Genomic DNA, 17545 nt, shown 5'->3' on the forward strand with positions numbered 1-17545 from the left:
CCGCTGTGACGTCCGAAGCGGCGAGGCCTCGTGGCGGAGTGGTTACGCAGAGGACTGCAAATCCTTGCACCCCGGTTCGATTCCGGGCGAGGCCTCCACGCTGCCACAGCCCATGTGGCGCGACGTTCAGATCAGCCATCCATATCCTGCGCAATTTCGATCCGGGACGCCCGACCTGCTTCTCAAGGGATTCGTTTCGTCCGCTAGATCGGCTGCTTCGTGATCTGGCAGACGTCTGAGGTACAGCCGGCAGAACCGGGCCGCGAAAGCGCTTCCGGCGCCGTGCCGCGCGATGGTGGACAGCTTTTGTTGCCGGGGACGACCTGAACAACCGCGCTATGTGCCTGGGCTAGGGTGCGGTCTCGCTGGCAGCCGATGAAGAGTGTTTGGGGGTCGCGCAAGTCATTGATTGACCGTGACGGCATTTTTTGTCAAACCCTGCGCCAACACGCGGAATCTGCGGAATTCACGGCCTTCCAGGGAGGTCGGGAGATGGCACAGGGTGCCAGCGCACCTACGTCGTGGTAGACTGATCTGATCGGGCATTTGCCCGTGTCCATAGAGATGGCCAGGCAATGATGGACACCGATTTCTCCGAGCAACGCATCAAGATGGTCGACGGCCAGATTCGCACCACGGATGTGACAAGCGCGCCGGTGCTGTCGGCGATGCTGAAGGTGCCGCGTGAGCGCTTCGTGCCGCAGTCGCGCATCGGCCTTGCCTATATCGACGAGAACATCCTGATTTCGGCTTCGCGCGGCCCGGATGCGCGCTACATGATGCGCCCGTCACCCTTCGCCAAGCTGGTGCAGCTTGCCGACATCGCTCCTTCCGACAAGGTGCTCGACGTTGGCGCCGGCACCGGCTACGCAGCCGCCGTGCTATCGCATTTGGCCAAGTCGGTCGTTGCGCTCGAGAGCGATCCGGCGCTGGCCGAAAGGGCCGAATCGATCCTTTCCGAAATGGGCGCTGCCAATGTTACTGTGGTGCGCGGTGCGCTCGCCGCCGGCCATACTGGCAAGGCGCCCTATGACGTCATAGTCGTCGGCGGCAGCGTTGCCGACCTGCCCGAATCGCTGGCTGCGCAACTCGGCGAGGGTGGTCGCCTGGTCGTCGTGGAGGGGAGCGGAAACGCAGGCGTTGCGCGCATCTACGTCAAGTCGAACGGCGCCGTCACCGGTCGAAACGCTTTCAATGCGGCAGTAATGCCACTGCCCGGCTTCGAACGAGCCGCCAGCTTCCAGTTCTGACCGGATAATACTTGCGCATGCGTTCTTCTCATGTTGCTCTGGACTTTGTCGGCATTATTGGGGAATAGCTGGGCCAAGGACTCGCCAGACTGGCCGGAAACTGGAATGCCTTTGAGGGGTGTGCGCCGGAATGGCCTTCGGGTCCGGCGCTGAAATGAATGAGGGACGCTGGTGCCGTTGGCAGTCAATAGGATCTTCGCCGCAGTACTCATGTCGGCGACGGCACTCACGTCCGCGGCAGCATCCGCCGAAACCATCTTTGGCGCGCTCTCAAAGGCCTACGAATACAACTCGACCCTCAATTCTGCTCGCGCCGGCGTTCGTGTAACCGATGAGAGCGTGCCGATCGCCAAGTCGGGCCATCGTCCGTTCATCGCCGGCAGCGGCAGTATCAATTACAGCACCAGCAATTCGACGAGCAGCTCGGGGACGACCAAGCTGACGACCGGTTCGTTTGGGGTCAGCATCCAGCAGAACCTTTTCGACGGCTTCCAGACGCGCAACAACGTCCGCGCCGCCGAGGCGCAGGTCAGGGCGTCGAACGAGAGCCTGCGCAACCAGGAACAGAACACGCTGTTCGATGCGGCAGCGGCATACATGGACGTGATCCGCGACCGTCAGATTGCCGTTCTGACGGAGCGCAACCTGCAGTTTCTGACCGAACAGTCGCGCGCCGCGCGTTCGCGCTTCGAGGTCGGCGAGGGAACCCGCACCGACGTCGCACAGGCTGATGCCAGCCGCGCGACGGCAGTCGCCCAGTTGGCGGCCGCCAGGGCACAGGCCGAATCGAGTGCGGCGACCTACCGACGGGTGATCGGCGAGCAGCCTGGCAACCTCAAGGGTGCCGCGCCGCTTTCGAAGCTCCTGCCCAACAACCTGTCCAGCGCGATTGCGCTGAGCGAGACGCAGCATCCCGCCATTCTCGCGACACAGCAGCTGGTCGACGCGGCGGCTTACTCGGTCAAGTCGGCTGAAGGCTCGCTCCTGCCGCAGATTTCGGCTTCGGCCGGTGTCACCAGTTCCTATAGCAACAGCCTTCCGGGCGTCGGCTCGTCCGGCGCGAGAGATGGCACCACGAATTCCGCCAGCATCGGCGCCACCTTGACCGTGCCGATCTACCAGGGCGGCCGGGCGTCCGCCCAGATCCGCCAGTCGAAGGAATCGCTCGGCCAGGCGCGCATCGAGGTCGATGTCAGCCGCGACCAGGTTCGCAACGCCGTGGTCTCGGCCTGGACCCAGTATGTTGCCGCGCGCGAGAGCGTCTCGGCGAACCGCGAGGTGGTTTCCGCCGCGCGGCTCGCGCTCGATGGCGTTATCGAGGAACGCAATGTCGGCCAGCGCACCACGCTCGACGTGCTCAATGCACAGGCCGACGTGATCTCGGCGCAGATCAATCTCGCCAGTTCAGAGCGCGACGTCGTGGTGGCAAGCTATGCCATCCTGTCTGCCGCGGGCCGGCTGTCGGCCCAGACCCTCGGCCTGCATGTGGCGGTCTACCAGCCGCAGGAGCACTACGACGCCGTCAAGGACAAGTGGTACGGCCTTCGCACGCCGGACGGGCGCTGATCCGCTTCGGCGCAGTTTCTCCGCAATCTGTTGAAATCCCGGGACTTCCGACTTTGGGGATTCACCCGCGCCCCCGCGTCGGCTACGCTTGCACCATGATTCGAGGCCCTGCCGGGTTGGCCGGGCAGATCGGATCGGGTCACAAAGGCGGCGGATGTGACGATGGTGCCTTCTAGCAGCGCTCAGCGCGAACCTTCGATGGAAGAAATACTGGCCTCGATCCGGCGGATCATCGAGGACAATGATTCCGGGCAAAAGCCATCGTCGGCAGCCCGGGCGATGCCGGCGGCCGACCCGGCCGACGACGAAGAGACCGAAGAGAACGTCATCGCGGTCGATGCCTTCCGCAACGAGCTGCGCGTGCCGGCCGAGGAAAAGCGTCCCGAAGCGAAGATGGAACAGGCCGCCGCGCAGGACAATGTCCGCAAGGACGAGGCTGCCGGGGACGCGGACGAGGCAGACCTGTCGCCGCCACCGGCACGCTGGGATACCGATCGGGCGCCTGCGTCCGAGCGCCTCGCCGCCGAGGAAAGGATCAGAATGGCCATCGACAACGCGCGGGCACGAACCGCCGAAATGAAGCGCCAGGAAGAGGCCGGTCAGGTCTCGATCGACGAAGACGCCGCCGACGGCGCCGAAGACGAAGCACACGCGCAACCACAGGCCGCCGCGCCTGAACCCTTCCCAGCCACAATTGCCCCCTCCGTTCCTGCGGTCTCGAAATCCGCTGACGGCGAAAGCAGTTCGCTGGCTCGCACGGCGATTCTGTCCGAGCAGGCCGAGCGCAAGATCGCGGCCTCCTTCGGCGAACTGTCCGAGGCATTTGCTGCGCGCAGCCAGAAGACCTTCGACGACATGGCGCAGGAGATGCTGCAGCCGATGCTGCGCGACTGGCTGGACAACAACCTGCCGGTGCTGGTCGAGCGGCTGGTGCGCGAGGAAATCGAACGCGTGGCGCGCGGCTCGCAATAACGCGGCACGCCCGGCACGAACGCGCCGCCTCCGGGCGGCGTTTTCATTTGCACCTGCCGCCGGGCGAGGGTGCGGTTGACTTGGCCCGGCCCTTCGGATTTACACCGGTCCGACCACAATCCGGACAGTGCGGACCGCATCCCCATGCTTGACAAGACCTACGACGCCAAGGCCGTCGACCCGAAGATCGCCAAGACCTGGGAGAGCGTCGACGCTTTCGCCGCCGGTGCTGGCGCGCAGCCGGAAGCCGAGAGCTTCACCATCGTGATTCCGCCGCCGAACGTAACCGGCTCGCTGCACATGGGGCACGCGCTCAACAACACGCTGCAGGACATCCTCGTCCGCTTCGAGCGCATGCGCGGCAAGAACGTGCTGTGGCAGCCGGGCATGGACCATGCCGGCATCGCCACGCAGATGGTCGTCGAGCGCCAGCTGGCCGAACGCCAGATCAACCGCCGCGACATGACGCGCGAGGAGTTTGTCGACAAGGTCTGGGAGTGGAAGGCCGAATCCGGCGGGATCATCTTCAACCAGCTGAAGCGCCTCGGTGCCTCGTGCGACTGGTCGCGCGAACGCTTCACCATGGACGAGGGCCTGTCCAAGGCCGTCCTCGAGGTCTTCGTCACGCTTTACAAGCAGGGCCTGATTTTCCGCGGCAAGCGGCTCGTCAACTGGGATCCCAAGTTCGAGACCGCGATCTCCGACCTCGAGGTGGAGAACCGCGAGGTTGACGGCCACATGTGGCACTTCAAGTACCCGCTGGCCGGCGGCGAGACCTATCTTTATGTCGAGAAGGACGCCGACGGAAACGTCGTGTTCCAGGAAGAGCGCGACTACATAGCTATCGCCACGACGCGGCCCGAGACCATGCTGGGCGACGGCGCGGTCGCGGTCCATCCATCTGACGAGCGCTACGCGCCCATCGTCGGCAAGCTCTGCGAGATTCCGGTCGGACCCAAGGAGCACCGCCGCCTGATCCCGATCATCACCGACGAGTATCCCGACCCGGAATTCGGTTCGGGCGCCGTCAAGATCACCGGGGCGCACGATTTCAACGACTATCAGGTCGCCCGCCGCAACGGCATTCCTGCCTACCGCCTGATGGACACCAGGGCGGCGATGCGCACCGACGGTGAGCCTTATGCCGTCTGCGCCGCACAGGCGCTTGCCATCGCGAAGGGCGGCGATGTGCCAGGCGAGGCAGAGATCGACGACATCAACCTGGTGCCCGACGAATATCGCGGCCTCGACCGCTACGACGCCCGCAAACGGATCGTCGATGCGATCAACGCCGAGGGCCTAGCCGTTACCGTGACGGACGAGGAAGGCAACGCGCAGCCGCTCGTCGAGAACAAGAAGATCATGCAGCCCTTCGGCGACCGCTCGGGCGTCGTCATCGAGCCGATGCTGACGGACCAGTGGTTTGCCGACGCGGCGACGCTGGCCAAGCCGGCGATTGCCTCGGTGCGCGAGGGCCGCACCAACTTCGTGCCCAAGAACTGGGAGAAGACCTATTTCGACTGGATGGAGAACATCGAGCCGTGGTGCGTTTCGCGCCAGCTCTGGTGGGGCCACCAGATCCCCGCCTGGTACGGACCGGACGGCCATGTCTTCGTCGAGAAGACGGAGAAGGAAGCGCTGGACGCCGCAGTCGAGTATTACCTGGCGCTCGAGGGGCCATGGAAGGCCTGGGTCGAGGAGAAGCTTGAGAACTTCGCGCCCGGCGAGATCCTGACCCGCGACGAGGACGTTCTCGACACGTGGTTTTCCTCGGCGCTATGGCCCTTCTCGACGCTCGGCTGGCCGGACAAGACGCCGGAACTGCAGCGCTACTACCCGACTTCGGTGCTCGTCACCGGCTTCGACATCATTTTCTTCTGGGTTGCCCGCATGATGATGATGGGGCTCCATTTCATGGAGGAGGAGCCGTTCCACACCGTCTATGTGCACGCGCTGGTGCGCGACAAGAACGGCGCCAAGATGTCGAAGTCGAAGGGCAACGTCATCGACCCGCTGGAGCTGATCGACGAGTACGGCGCCGACGCCCTGCGCTTCACGCTGACCATCATGGCCGCGCAGGGGCGCGACGTTAAGCTCGATCCGCAGCGCATCGCCGGTTACCGCAACTTCGGCACCAAGCTTTGGAACGCCACACGCTTCGCCGAGATGCACGGGGTCGCGCGCAATGACGAGTTCTGGCTGAACGATGCCAAGCTGACGGTGAACCGCTGGATCCTCACCGAGCTGACGCGGGCCACGCACGAGATCACCGAGGCGATCGCCGGCTATCGCTTCAACGAGGCGGCCGGAGCGGCCTATCGCTTCGTCTGGAACCTTGTCTGCGACTGGTATGTCGAACTGCTGAAGCCGATATTCATGGGCGACAACGAGGCCGAGAAGGCCGAAAGCCGCGCGGTCATGGCCTTCGTGCTCGACGAGATCTACAAGCTGCTGCATCCGGTTATGCCGTTCATGACCGAGGAGCTGTGGGCACAGACCGCCGGCGAGAACGGCCGTTCGACGCTGCTTTGCCATGCACCATGGCCGAACCCGGAATTTTCCGATGCTCATGCCGCAGCCGAGATCAACTGGCTGGTCGAACTCGTTTCCGGCATCCGCTCTGTGCGGGCGGAGATGAACGTTCCTGCCAAGGCAGTCGCTCCGCTGGTTCTCGTCGGTGCCAACGAGGAAACGCGCCAGCGGCTTGTCCGCCACGCCGCGGCGATCGAGACACTCGCCCGCGTTGGCTCGATCGACCATGCCGACGCGGCGCCTGCCTCTGCGGCGCAGTTCGTCGTCGGCGAGGCGACCGCCTGCCTGCCGCTCGGCGCCCTCATCGACCTCGACGCCGAGGCGGCGCGGCTGCGCAAGGAGCTGAAGAAGGTGGGCGAAGAGTTTGTCAGGCTGGAGAAAAAGCTGTCGAACGAGCGTTTCGTCGCCAATGCGCCTCAGGACGTTGTTGCCGCCGAACGCGAGAAGCTGGCCGAATTCCGCGAAGCGCAGGAAAAGCTGACAACTGCCCTTTCGAGGGTTGTCGGCGGGAACTGATCCGGCCGGGCGGCAGCGATTCGTCACGCCTGGCCGGGGAAGCGCGGCGGACCGGGCTCTTGTCACCTAAGGTAACATTGTCGCACCAGCACAATTCGCTCTTTTTTGTGGCAATTTTGTAACAGGCCCGGGGCAGGCGGCCCCGGTCCCGCCACGCATTTGATCTCATTAGGTTTTTGTTCAGCATGGTTGGCGGATTATCGCTCCAGCGAGAGACAGGGCCATGCCGTTTCAGGCCGGACCTGTCTCCAGCGGTCAGTTTGGTGGCTCCGTTCTCCGAATCGTCCGAAATTCCAGTTGCTAGCGTTCATTGATTCAATTTTAGATTTGGTACGTTCTTATCAGGAGGAGACCATAGCCATGCACAGCCTGCGCACAGTTGCGCTTCTGGCCGGATCGTTGGCCGCTATCGGAAGCGCGAACGCGGGCGGCTTTTCGAGGGGTACCGCCGACACCGACCTCATCTTCGAAGAGGGCAATTTCAACATGCGCGCCGGCTTGACGATCGTCATGCCGCAGCGCCGCTACGAGACTTTGACGCCCCCCACGCTGTTGCAGGGTGGGCTCGGCAGCGATCCCGTAGGGGCAACTGATGGCAAGTACAGCCAGACCTATGCCATCCCGTCGGCGGCGGTGAAGTTCAACCTTTCCGACGACCTCCGCTGCGCCGGCACCTATACGCAACCTTTTGGTGCAGACTCGGAGTATGGCCCGCAGGCAATCATGTTTGGAGCGGCAGCCGACGGTACAGGGACAGTGAGGGAAGGGTTCACGACCGACGAGTTCGGCGTGACCTGCGGCTACAAGTTCGATCTCGCAAAGGGCCGCGCATGGCTGATCGGCGGCGGGTTCCTGGAGAATTTCGATTATTCGCAGACGGTTCAGTTCGCACCGTGGGTCCCGTACCTGACGGACTCGCGTGCGACGTTGCAGTTCGACGGCGACTATGAGCCCGGATACCGTATCGGCGCTGCCTATGAGATACCTGAGATCGCGCTGAGAGCCCAGATTCTTTACCGCTCGGAGGTGAACCATACGCCGAACGGTACTTTTTCCACTACGCTTGACGGCGTCGATCTCGATGGGGGGGGGCCCTTGCCGCCATTTTCCCAAGGAACTGCGGTTGGCAACGGAACACTTCCACAATCGGTCGAATTAAAGCTTCAGTCGGGCATTGCCCCGGGCTGGCTCGCATTCGGTACCATAAAATGGACCGATTGGAGCGCACTGGACACGCTTGACTACACAGTATCTGGCGGCCCACTGCCGGGCGTCCGCGAGCTCGAATACTACTACCGAGACGGCTGGACCGTCACCGGTGGCGTCGGCCACGCCTTTACCGAAAACATCTCGGGTGTCGTCGGCCTGACTTGGGATCGCGGCGTGTCGACCACCGAGGACGCACTGAGCGACACCTACACGCTTGCTGCCGGTGTGGCGCTCAAGGACAAGCTCGGCGGTGAGGTCCGTTTCGGCGGCGCTGTCTCCTACCTGACCGCGGCGAGCGTATCGGCCCAGACCTCCGAGTTTGTCGGCGTCTACGATCCCGGTGCGAGCTTCGCCTATTCGGTTGGCGCCGACTGGGCCTACGCCCTGTCGGCCGGCTACAAGATCAGCTGGTAGGCGACGAGGCGGGACACGATCCTGCGCAACGGTTCCGAGGAACCGGCGAGCGATGTGAGTGAATGCAACTGCGCGGCCTTGCCGCGCAGTTTTGCGTTTGGGACAGCCGTAGCCTCGACAAAACCGGCTTTGTCTTGATTCAGCCGCAACATTTGTGACGATTCGGCAACACTATCTCAAGAACCTCTGCGCTATAAGCCGGGATGGGAAATCTGCCCATTTCCCGCCACGATCGCGGCGCACCCGATGGTCCTCCCGAGCGGATGCGGTGCAAGCGCAGTTGTCGGGAGGGCCGCACAAGGAGCGGCAAGATAGATCATGGTAGCCAACGCCACGCCCAGTCACAGCCTGCCCGGCCGACATGCTTCGGCGCTCTGGCATATTGCCGTGGGCGAGGCATGCGGCACCCCCAACAAGGGTGGCCCCACTTTGGCCGAAAAAGGCCTGCAGTCTGAGTCTCGCGGTCGACGATCTTCCGGCCGGCATGTTCTCAGGCATGCCGCACCCGGCGTCCCCGCCCGCATCGGCGACGTCGCCTGCGGTTCGACGACGACGATGGCCAGGGTCCGGCCATCCGTCTCAGGCATCATGGGCAGGGGTTGGTTGACGATTGTGTCCGCGGGCACTGGCGCGAATGCGCGCCGCCGTGGTGTGAAAGAAACAAGTTGCGATGCTCATGTCTGAGTTTGTCAGGGTTGCATTTTTCGGTGGTCTCGTAGCCGCCACCGTCGCCGTTGCTTCCAGCGAGGCGCTCGCCTTCGACGAGAAGATGTTCGACGAGAGCGGCGAGGTCCGGGCCGAATCCAATCCCTGGGCGGTGTTCCAGTTCGGCTACTCCGCCTACAAGAGCGGCCACAAGGACCAGGCCGCCGAAGCCTACCGTTACGCCGCCGAGAATGGCCAGATCGGCGCTACCTGGAAGCTCGCGCGCATGTATGCCGCCGGCGACGGCGTGGCGCGCAACGACTTCGAGGCCTTCAAGTTCTTCTCAGAGATCGCCGAGCAGGACGTCGAGCCAGGCAGCCCCGAGGAAAGCTATGTCTCCGACGCGCTGGTGGCGCTCGGCGGCTACCTCAAGGCAGGCATACCAGGAAGCCCGGTCAAGGCGAACGCGATCGCCGCGCAGGAATATTACATGCGCGCTGCCGCCAACTACCGCAATCCGAATGCCCAGTACGAGATGGGCAACATGTTTCTGAAGGGCGAGGGCGGCGTGAAGGCCAGCGTTCGCCAGGCCGGGCGCTGGTTCCAGCTGGCGGCCGAAAAGGGCCATGCCGGCGCGCAGGCAACGCTCGGCAACCTGCTGTTCCAGAGCGGCAAGGTCGTTCGCGGGCTCGCCATGATGACGGCAGCCCTCGAACACGCGGCACCTGCCGACCGTCAGTGGATCCGCAACATGCAGGAAGAGGCCTTTTCGCTGGCCCCGGAAGCCGACCGCCGAACCGCCATCGCGCTGGCGCAGGATTTTCTCGTCAAGGGCAGCCAGTAGCGCGCCCGCGCAGACGCCGCCACAATCTCCAACCGACAGTCATCAGCCGTTCGGCCTTGTCGTCAGGGCCGCAGCGATTTGCCAAGCCGGCCGGCAAGATCCTGCGTGAACTGCCAGGCGACGCGGCCCGACCGGCTGCCGCGCGTTGTCGCCCATTCGAGCGCTTCGGCGCGCAGCAGCTCGGGGTCGATCTCCAGCCGGTGATAGGCGACATAGCCGTCGATCATGGCGAGGTAGTCGTCCTGCGAGCACTTGTGGAAGCCGAGCCACAGGCCGAAGCGGTCTGACAGCGACACTTTTTCCTCGACGGCCTCGGACGGATTGATGGCCGTCGAGCGCTCATTGTCGATCATGTCGCGCGGCAGCAGATGGCGCCGGTTCGAGGTCGCGTAGAAGATCACGTTGTCCGGCCGTCCCTCGACGCCACCCTCGAGCGCGGCTTTGAGCGACTTGTAGGATGTGTCGTCATTGTCGAAGGAGAGGTCGTCGCAAAACAGGATGAAGCGATAGGGCGCGATCTTCAGCACCGTCATCAGCTTCGGCAGCGAATCGATGTCCTCGCGGTGTATCTCGACCAGCTTGAGCGGCTGTGTGCCGGCAGCCTTCGCCGCATTGATGCTGGCGTGGACCGCCTTGACCAGCGACGACTTGCCCATGCCGCGCGCGCCCCACAGGAGCACGTTGTTGGCAGGCAGCCCGGCCGCGAAGCGCTCCGTATTGTCGACCAGGATGTCACGCACCCGGTCGACGCCCTTGATCAGGCCGATATCGACCCGGTTGACACGGTGTACCGGCTCCAGCGCTCCGGCCTCCGCCGACCAGACGAAACAGTCGGCGCCGCCAAGGTCGGCGGGCGCGCCTTTTGCCGGCGCAAGGCGGTTCATCGCCTCGATCAGCAGGTCGAGCTTCCCGGCGATTGTTTCGATCGTCTTGTCGGTCATTGCGGTGGTTCACCCTGAAAAGCACGGAGCGTGACGCTGTAACACGGGCAAACTGGCCCGAAAAGCGGCGGAATGCCCAGCAATCGCGGTTGCAAAGAATGCTTTAGCGACTATATTCCGGCAACTTTCAAGGGCCGCAAACGGCCCCCCCGATTATCAGGAGTTTTTGATGTTTGTGACACCCGCTTACGCGCAGGGCACGGGTGCGAGCCCGGACATGCTGATCAGTATCTTGCCGTTTGTCCTGATTTTCGTGATCATGTATTTCCTCATCATCCGGCCGCAGCGCACGCAGTTGAAGAAGCGCGGCGAAATGCTGGCGGCGATCCGGCGCGGCGACACGGTGGTTACCGGCGGCGGTCTCGTCGGCAAGGTGACCAAGGCCAACGATGGGGAGCTCGAGATCGATCTCGGCGGCGGCATGAAGGTTACGGCGCTGCGCTCGACGATCGCGGACGTCAGGGTCAAGGGCGAGCCCGTCGCGAACCAGAACGCCAAGAAATAGCCGCAGCCGACACGACCCTCGTGTGACAATAGAGGCGGAGCGGCGACAGCCCTTCGCCTGAACGGAAGACCGACGATGCTGTATTTCTCGCGCTGGAAGACGATCTCGATCTGGGCGGTCGTTCTGCTCGGGCTGCTGTTTGCGGCACCCAACCTGTTCCCGCAGTCCGTTCTGTCCAGTCTTCCTGACTGGTTGCCCAAGCGGCAGATGACTCTCGGTCTCGACCTACAGGGCGGTTCGCACATCCTGCTGCAGATTGAGCGCCAGGACCTTGTCGACGAACGCCTGGAGACCACACGCGACGATATCCGCACCCAGCTGCGCGACGCCAAGATCGGCTATACGGGCCTGACGGGCAGCGGCAACACGGTGCAGGTGCGCATCCGCGACGCTGCCCAGCTTGCCGCCGCCAAGGAAGCGCTGTCCTCGCTGCTTGATCCGATCGCCTCGAGCGTGTTCGGGGGCGGCAACATTGTCGAACTGACGCTGACCGAGCCGGAGCCCAACGTTCTGCGCTACACGTTGACGCCTGAAGGCATCGATTACCGTTTGCAGGCCGCGCTGACACAGTCCATCGAGGTGGTGGGCCGCCGCGTCAACGAACTCGGAACAACCGAGCCGATCATCCAGCGCCAGGGCAACGACCGCATCCTCGTGCAGGTGCCGGGCCTGCAGGACCCGCAGCGCCTGAAGGACATTCTTGGCCAGACGGCGAAGCTGACATTCCAGATGGTCGACCAGACGGTGCCTGTGCAGGAGGCCATCGAGGGCCGACCGCCAGCCGGCTCGACGATCATGTACTCGACCGACGATCCGCCGGTCCCCTACCTGATCGAGAATCGCGTCATCGTGTCCGGCGAAAACCTCGTCGACGCGCAGGCCTCGTTCGACCAGCGCACCAGCGAGCCGGTCGTCACCTTCCGCTTCGATTCCAAGGGTGCGCAGCGCTTCGGCCAGGCGACCCAGCAGAATGTCGGCAAGCTGTTTGCCATCATCCTCGACGACCAGGTCATTTCGGCACCGCAGATCCGCGAGCCCATCCTCGGCGGCACCGGCCAGATTTCCGGCAGCTTCACGGTTGAAGGCGCCAACGACCTTGCCGTGCTGCTGCGCGCCGGTGCGCTGCCCGCCAACCTGACCATCGTCGAAGAGCGCACCGTCGGCCCGAGCCTCGGCGCCGACTCGATTTCCGCCGGCAAGGTCGCCGGCGTGATCGGCGCCATCCTGACCCTGGTCTTCATGGTGCTTGCCTATGGCTGGCTTGGCATCATCGCCAATGTCGCCCTGGTCGCCAACGTCGCCATGATCGTCGCGCTGCTGTCGATACTGGGCGCCACGCTGACGCTGCCGGGCATCGCCGGCATCGTGCTGACCATCGGCATGGCCGTCGACTCCAACGTGCTGATCTACGAGCGCATACGCGAGGAGCGGCGCAACGGCCGCTCCGTCATCCAGGCCATCGACACCGGCTTCGCGAAGGCGCTGGCGACAATCCTTGACGCCAACCTGACGACGCTGATTGCCGCCGCGGTGCTGTTCTATCTCGGCACCGGCCCGGTCAAGGGCTTTGCCGTGACGCTCGCCATCGGCATCATCACGACGGTCTTCACCGCCTTCACCTTTACGCGCTGGCTGATTGCCGAATGGGTCCGCCGCAGCAAGCCCAAGGAACTGCCCTGGGCACCGGTGCGGCTCATTCCGACGGACACGAAGATCCCCTTCATGGGCATCCGGCGCTACACTTTTGCGCTGTCCGGCGCGCTGTCCATCCTGTCTGTCGTCCTGTTCATGACCGTCAACATGAACTATGGCGTCGACTTCAAGGGTGGCTCGCTGATCGAGGTGCAGGCCAAGACCGGCACGGCCGATCTCGCCGACATCAGGGCGCGGCTCTCCGACCTCAACATCGGCGACGTGCAGGTGCAGCAGTTCGGCCAGACCAGCGACGTGCTGATCCGCGTCGGCAGCCAGGACAGCGGCGACAATGCCGAGCAGACTGTCGTGACCAAGGTGCGCGGAGAACTCGAGAGCGACTACGAGTTCCGCCGTGTCGAGACCGTCGGCCCGACCGTGTCGAGCGAACTGGCCCGGCAGGGCACGATCGGCGTCATCGTCGCGCTCGGCCTCGTGCTGATCTATGTCTGGTTCCGCTTCGAATGGCAGTTCGCGCTCGGTGCGATCATCGCCACGATCCACGATATCGTGATGACGGTCGGGTTCTTCGTCATCAGCGGCATCGAGTTCAACCAATCGTCCATCGCCGCCATCCTGACGATCGTCGGCTACTCGCTGAACGATACGGTGGTCGTCTATGACCGAATCCGCGAGGATCTCCGACGATTCAAGAAGATGCCGCTGCCCGAACTGTTGAACAACGCCATCAACACGACTCTGTCGCGCACGACCATGACGTCGATGACGACGATCCTGGCCCTGCTGGCGCTGTTCATCTTCGGTGGCGAGGTCATCCGTTCCTTCACGGCCGCCATGCTGTTCGGCGTGGTGTTCGGCACCTACTCGTCGATCTTCATCGCCGCGCCACTGCTGATCCTGTTCAAGCTGCGCCCCGGTTCCGCAGCCTCTTCGGGTGACGAGCAGCAGCCGTCGGTGGAGAAGGCGGTCACCACCTGACGGCCTGAAGATGGCGGGTGGAATCATCGTCCGGGATGCGCATTTTCCCGGACGCGCGCCGGTCGATGCCTATGGCAATGGCGGCTTCCGCTTCGCCGACATGTCGCATCGCGGCTCGATCCTCTGCCTGCCGTCCGGCGTGCATGGCTGGCAGCCGGCAGATCCTTCGCGGCTAACGCCCGAAGATTTCGTCCAAGCGCTCGCCGAAGCCAACGACATACAGATCATGCTGGTCGGGCTCGGACGCGAGCCGGGCCTGCTGCCGGCGCCGCTGCGCGAGGCCTTCCGGCAGGCCGGAATCTCGATCGACGCCATGTCGACCGGAGCCGCGGTCCGGACCTACAACGTGCTTCTGGCCGAAGATCGTGCCGTCGCAGCCGCGCTGGTCGCCGTTGACTGACGCCATGGACGCCTCCGCCGTCGCGACCTTGCGCAACACCGACCCCGACCGCTACCTGACGACGCTCTACGCGCCGCAGGACAAGCGCGGCGCGCTGCAGGCGCTGTACGCTTTCAACGCCGAGATTGCCGGCATCCGCGACCGGATTTCGCAGCCGCTGCCCGGCGAGATCCGCCTGCAATGGTGGCGCGACCTGATCGATGCCGAAAATCCCGAGGCGGCGGCCGGCCATCCCGTCGCCGAGGTGCTTCTTGCTGTCATCCGCGATCACGGCCTGCCGCGTCAGGCCTTCGCCAACTATCTCGAGGCGCGGATCGTCGATCTCTACGACGACCCGATGCCGACGCGGCAGGACCTCGAGGGCTATTGCGGCGAAACCGCCGCGGTGCTGATCCAGCTTGCGGCGATGGTTCTCGATGCCGACGCGGCGCCCGCCCATGCCGAACTGGCGGGCAGGGCCGGTTGCGCTCAGGCGATCGCCGGGCTGATCCGCCTCATGCCCCTGCACCGGGCGCGCAACCAGTGCTACGTGCCGCGCGATATTCTTTCGGCGGTCGGCTCGTCGCCCGAGGCTTTCGTCAAAGACAGCGGAGACGCCGAAGTGCGCGCCGTCCAGGCGATGGGCGCGCTGGCGCGCGAGCACCTGTCGGCCTTCGAGGCTGGCGCCGCAGCCTTGCCCGAGACGCTTCGCCCGGCCTTCCTGCCGGTCTCGCTGACCGGCGCCTATCTCGACAGGCTGTCAGGACGGGAGGCCGAAGTCCTGACGCAAGGTCTCGACATTGCGGCCGTCCGGAAACACTGGCTGATCTTCAGGCGCGCGACGCGCGGCTGACGCTGACTATTCGGCGGCTTCGGTCGCCGCCTCGATGCCCAGCCACTGGCGGCAGTCGGCGATGGCGCGCGCCGTAATGGCGTGGCGGCGGGCGACCGTCTTGTCCTTGCCGCGCAGGCGCTTGCCCTCGGGCTTGACCACCTCGACCGGCGGGAACAGCCCGAAATTGACGTTCATCGGCTGGAAGGACCGCTTGCCCGGCTCGTCGTCCGAGACGATGTGGCCGCCGGTGATGTGGTTGAGCAGCGCGCCGAAGGCCGTGGTGAGGGGCGGCAGCGCAGGTGCCAGGCCGAGGCGCTCGGCCGCGGCGAAACGCCCGGCGAGCAGGCCGATGGCGGCGCTCTCGACATAGCCTTCGCAGCCCGTGATCTGGCCGGCAAAGCGCAGGCCGGGGCGGGTCTTCAGCTGCAGCGACGGATCGAGCAGGGTCGGCGAGTTGATGTAGGTGTTGCGATGCAGGCCGCCGAGGCGGGCGAACTCGGCGTTTTCGAGCCCGGGGATCGTGCGGAAGATGCGGACCTGCTCGCCATGCTTCAGCTTGGTCTGGAAGCCGACCATGTTGTAGAGCGTGCCGAGCGCATTGTCCTGCCGGAGCTGCACGACGGCATGCGCCTTGACGGTAGGGTTGTGCGCGTTGGTCAGGCCCATTGGCTTCATCGGGCCCCAGCGCGCCGTCTCCGGTCCGCGCTCGGCCATCACCTCGATCGGCAGGCAGCCGTCGAAATAGGGCGTGCCTTCCCACTGCTTGAACTCGGTCTTCTGGCCCTCGACCAGCGCGGCGATGAAGGCCTCGTACTGCTCCTTGTCCATCGGGCAGTTGATGTAGTCCTTGCCGGTGCCGCCCGGACCGACCTTGTCGTAGCGCGACTGGAACCAGCACGTGTCCATGTCGATGGACTCGAAATGGATGATCGGGGCGATGGCATCGAAGAAGGCGAGCGCGTCGGCGCCCGTCGCCTCGGCGATTGCCTCGGCGAGCGATGGCGCCGTCAGCGGACCGGTGGCGACGATGGCCTGGTCCCAGTCCTCGGGCGGCAGGCCGGTCACTTCCTCGCGCGCTATCTCGATCAGAGGGTGCGCCTCGAGCCGGGCTGTCACCGCGGCGGAGAATCCGTCGCGGTCTACGGCGAGTGCGCCGCCCGCCGGCACCTGGTTGGCGTCGCCCGACGCCATGATGAGGGAGCCGGCAAGGCGCATCTCGGCATGCAGCAGGCCGACCGCGTTGCTCTGGGCGTCGTCGGAACGGAAGGAGTTGGAACAGACCAGTTCGGCCAGTCCGTCCGTCTTGTGCGCGTCGGTACCGCGCACGGGGCGCATTTCGTGCAGAACGACCGGCACGCCTGCCTCGGCCGCCTGCCAGGCGGCTTCGGAACCGGCAAGGCCGCCGCCGACGATATGAATGGGTTTGAGGGTCATGGCTGCCGCAATAAGGCCTCCATGGCGCGAATGCAACGAGGCTTTCGGTGTATGGCGGCCTGTGGCGGACCCCGCTCGGGTTGCGGTGCACAAAGGGCAGGAGTTAGACTTGCACATGAGCCTTATCCGTCAGGCCGGCGCAGCGCTGGCACTCCTCATCCTTGCCGGATGCACCTCCACGAGCCCGGAGACCCCGGTTGAAACGCTCGGCTATGCCGCGCCGGCGCGTCTGTCCGTCTGCCACGGCTACGGCTGCACCTTCAAGACCAGGCTCGAACTCGGCGCGCGGGATGGCGCCAGATTCAAGGCAATCATGGCCCGCGGCAAGGCGAGCCCGGCGGCCGAGCGAAAGGCGATTTCGCGCGCGGTGCGCTACTTCGAGGACCGTTCCTTCCAGGTGACCGGCGTGCGCGACGAGCCCAGCGCCAAGCTCGGTGCCTCGCGCATCCGGGGACAGATGGACTGCATCGACGAGGCGACCAACACGCGGGCGTTGCTCAGCTACCTTGCCAAGCGCGGCATGCTGAAGCACCACAAGGTGGAGCGGAATGCTTCGCGCGGGCATTTCATCGACGGCCGCTATCCGCACTGGACGGCGGTCATCCGCGATCCCAAGGGCGTGACCTGGGCGGTCGATTCCTATTACGCGCCGATGGGCGGAGCCCCGGACGTCATTCCGATGAGCGAGTGGAAGCCACGCGGCTATCTTTCGAGCGGCGCCCTCGATTCCTGATTTCACGGATTGGTGCGATGGCCTGGGCCTGAAATGACAACACCCGCCGGGGGAGGAGATCCGGCGGGTGTCGTTTTTGTGGCCAGCTTCCGGGAGGAGGTGAAAGCCGACCGTATTCGCCATTTCCCGGGAGGAGGTG

Annotated in this window: 13 protein-coding genes and 1 tRNA gene; 12 read left to right on the plus strand and 2 right to left on the minus strand. The window is 64.6% G+C overall.

The annotated features are described in order from the left end of the window. Positions 1-24: 24 nt before the first annotated feature. The 7 genes from ACT2BZ_RS18370 (at position 25) to ACT2BZ_RS18400 (ending at position 9948) form a co-directional block, all read left to right on the plus strand. Positions 25-98: transfer RNA gene (locus tag ACT2BZ_RS18370), tRNA-Cys, on the plus strand. Positions 99-578: 480 nt separating this feature from the next. After that, on the plus strand, positions 579-1250 hold the full coding sequence (locus ACT2BZ_RS18375) for a protein-L-isoaspartate O-methyltransferase family protein (RefSeq protein ID WP_457941379.1): 672 nt from the start codon (positions 579-581) through the stop codon (positions 1248-1250). Positions 1251-1460: 210 nt separating this feature from the next. After that, positions 1461-2816, plus strand: coding sequence for a TolC family outer membrane protein (locus ACT2BZ_RS18380; protein WP_457936672.1), 1356 nt, complete (start codon positions 1461-1463; stop codon positions 2814-2816). A 198-nt stretch (positions 2817-3014) separates the two neighbouring features. Continuing rightward, positions 3015-3788 carry a PopZ family protein gene (locus tag ACT2BZ_RS18385; protein WP_457936673.1) on the plus strand — a complete coding sequence of 258 codons (774 nt, stop codon included), beginning with the start codon at positions 3015-3017 and terminating at the stop codon, positions 3786-3788. Between the two features lie 144 nt (positions 3789-3932). Next, on the plus strand, positions 3933-6836 hold the full coding sequence (locus ACT2BZ_RS18390; protein WP_457936674.1) for a valine--tRNA ligase: 2904 nt from the start codon (positions 3933-3935) through the stop codon (positions 6834-6836). 360 nt (positions 6837-7196) lie between these two features. Continuing rightward, entirely contained in the window at positions 7197-8459 is a 1263-nt protein-coding gene (locus tag ACT2BZ_RS18395) for an OmpP1/FadL family transporter (RefSeq protein WP_457936676.1), read from the plus strand. A 670-nt stretch (positions 8460-9129) separates the two neighbouring features. Continuing rightward, positions 9130-9948, plus strand: coding sequence for a tetratricopeptide repeat protein (locus tag ACT2BZ_RS18400; protein ID WP_457936678.1), 819 nt, complete (start codon positions 9130-9132; stop codon positions 9946-9948). A 62-nt stretch (positions 9949-10010) separates the two neighbouring features. Here ACT2BZ_RS18400 and ACT2BZ_RS18405 read toward each other — a convergent pair whose 3' ends face one another. Beyond that, the gene (locus tag ACT2BZ_RS18405) at positions 10011-10889 is read right to left on the minus strand and encodes an ATP-binding protein (RefSeq protein WP_457936680.1); all 879 of its coding nucleotides are present in this window, start codon (positions 10887-10889) and stop codon (positions 10011-10013) included. 169 nt (positions 10890-11058) lie between these two features. Between ACT2BZ_RS18405 and yajC the strand changes: the two genes are divergently transcribed. The 4 genes from yajC (at position 11059) to ACT2BZ_RS18425 (ending at position 15257) form a co-directional block, all read left to right on the plus strand. Further along, positions 11059-11394: a preprotein translocase subunit YajC gene (gene yajC / locus ACT2BZ_RS18410; protein ID WP_457936682.1), complete on the plus strand. Its 336-nt coding sequence runs from the start codon at positions 11059-11061 to the stop codon at positions 11392-11394. Between the two features lie 75 nt (positions 11395-11469). After that, a complete protein-coding gene (secDF, locus tag ACT2BZ_RS18415; RefSeq protein ID WP_457936683.1) occupies positions 11470-14025 on the plus strand; it encodes a protein translocase subunit SecDF in 2556 nt (851 codons plus the stop codon). A 10-nt stretch (positions 14026-14035) separates the two neighbouring features. After that, a complete protein-coding gene (locus ACT2BZ_RS18420; RefSeq protein ID WP_457936685.1) occupies positions 14036-14425 on the plus strand; it encodes an Mth938-like domain-containing protein in 390 nt (129 codons plus the stop codon). Positions 14426-14429: 4 nt separating this feature from the next. Next, positions 14430-15257, plus strand: coding sequence for a phytoene/squalene synthase family protein (locus ACT2BZ_RS18425; protein WP_457936687.1), 828 nt, complete (start codon positions 14430-14432; stop codon positions 15255-15257). Between the two features lie 6 nt (positions 15258-15263). On the opposite strand, the gene trmFO is transcribed toward ACT2BZ_RS18425, so the two are convergent. Then, positions 15264-16673: a methylenetetrahydrofolate--tRNA-(uracil(54)-C(5))-methyltransferase (FADH(2)-oxidizing) TrmFO gene (gene trmFO, locus ACT2BZ_RS18430; RefSeq protein WP_457936689.1), complete on the minus strand. Its 1410-nt coding sequence runs from the start codon at positions 16671-16673 to the stop codon at positions 15264-15266. Between the two features lie 115 nt (positions 16674-16788). On the opposite strand from trmFO, the gene ACT2BZ_RS18435 reads away from it, so the two are divergent. Beyond that, on the plus strand, positions 16789-17406 hold the full coding sequence (locus tag ACT2BZ_RS18435) for a hypothetical protein (RefSeq protein WP_457936691.1): 618 nt from the start codon (positions 16789-16791) through the stop codon (positions 17404-17406). Positions 17407-17545: the final 139 nt, after the last annotated feature.

This window comes from Mesorhizobium sp. 10J20-29 (assembly GCF_054130485.1).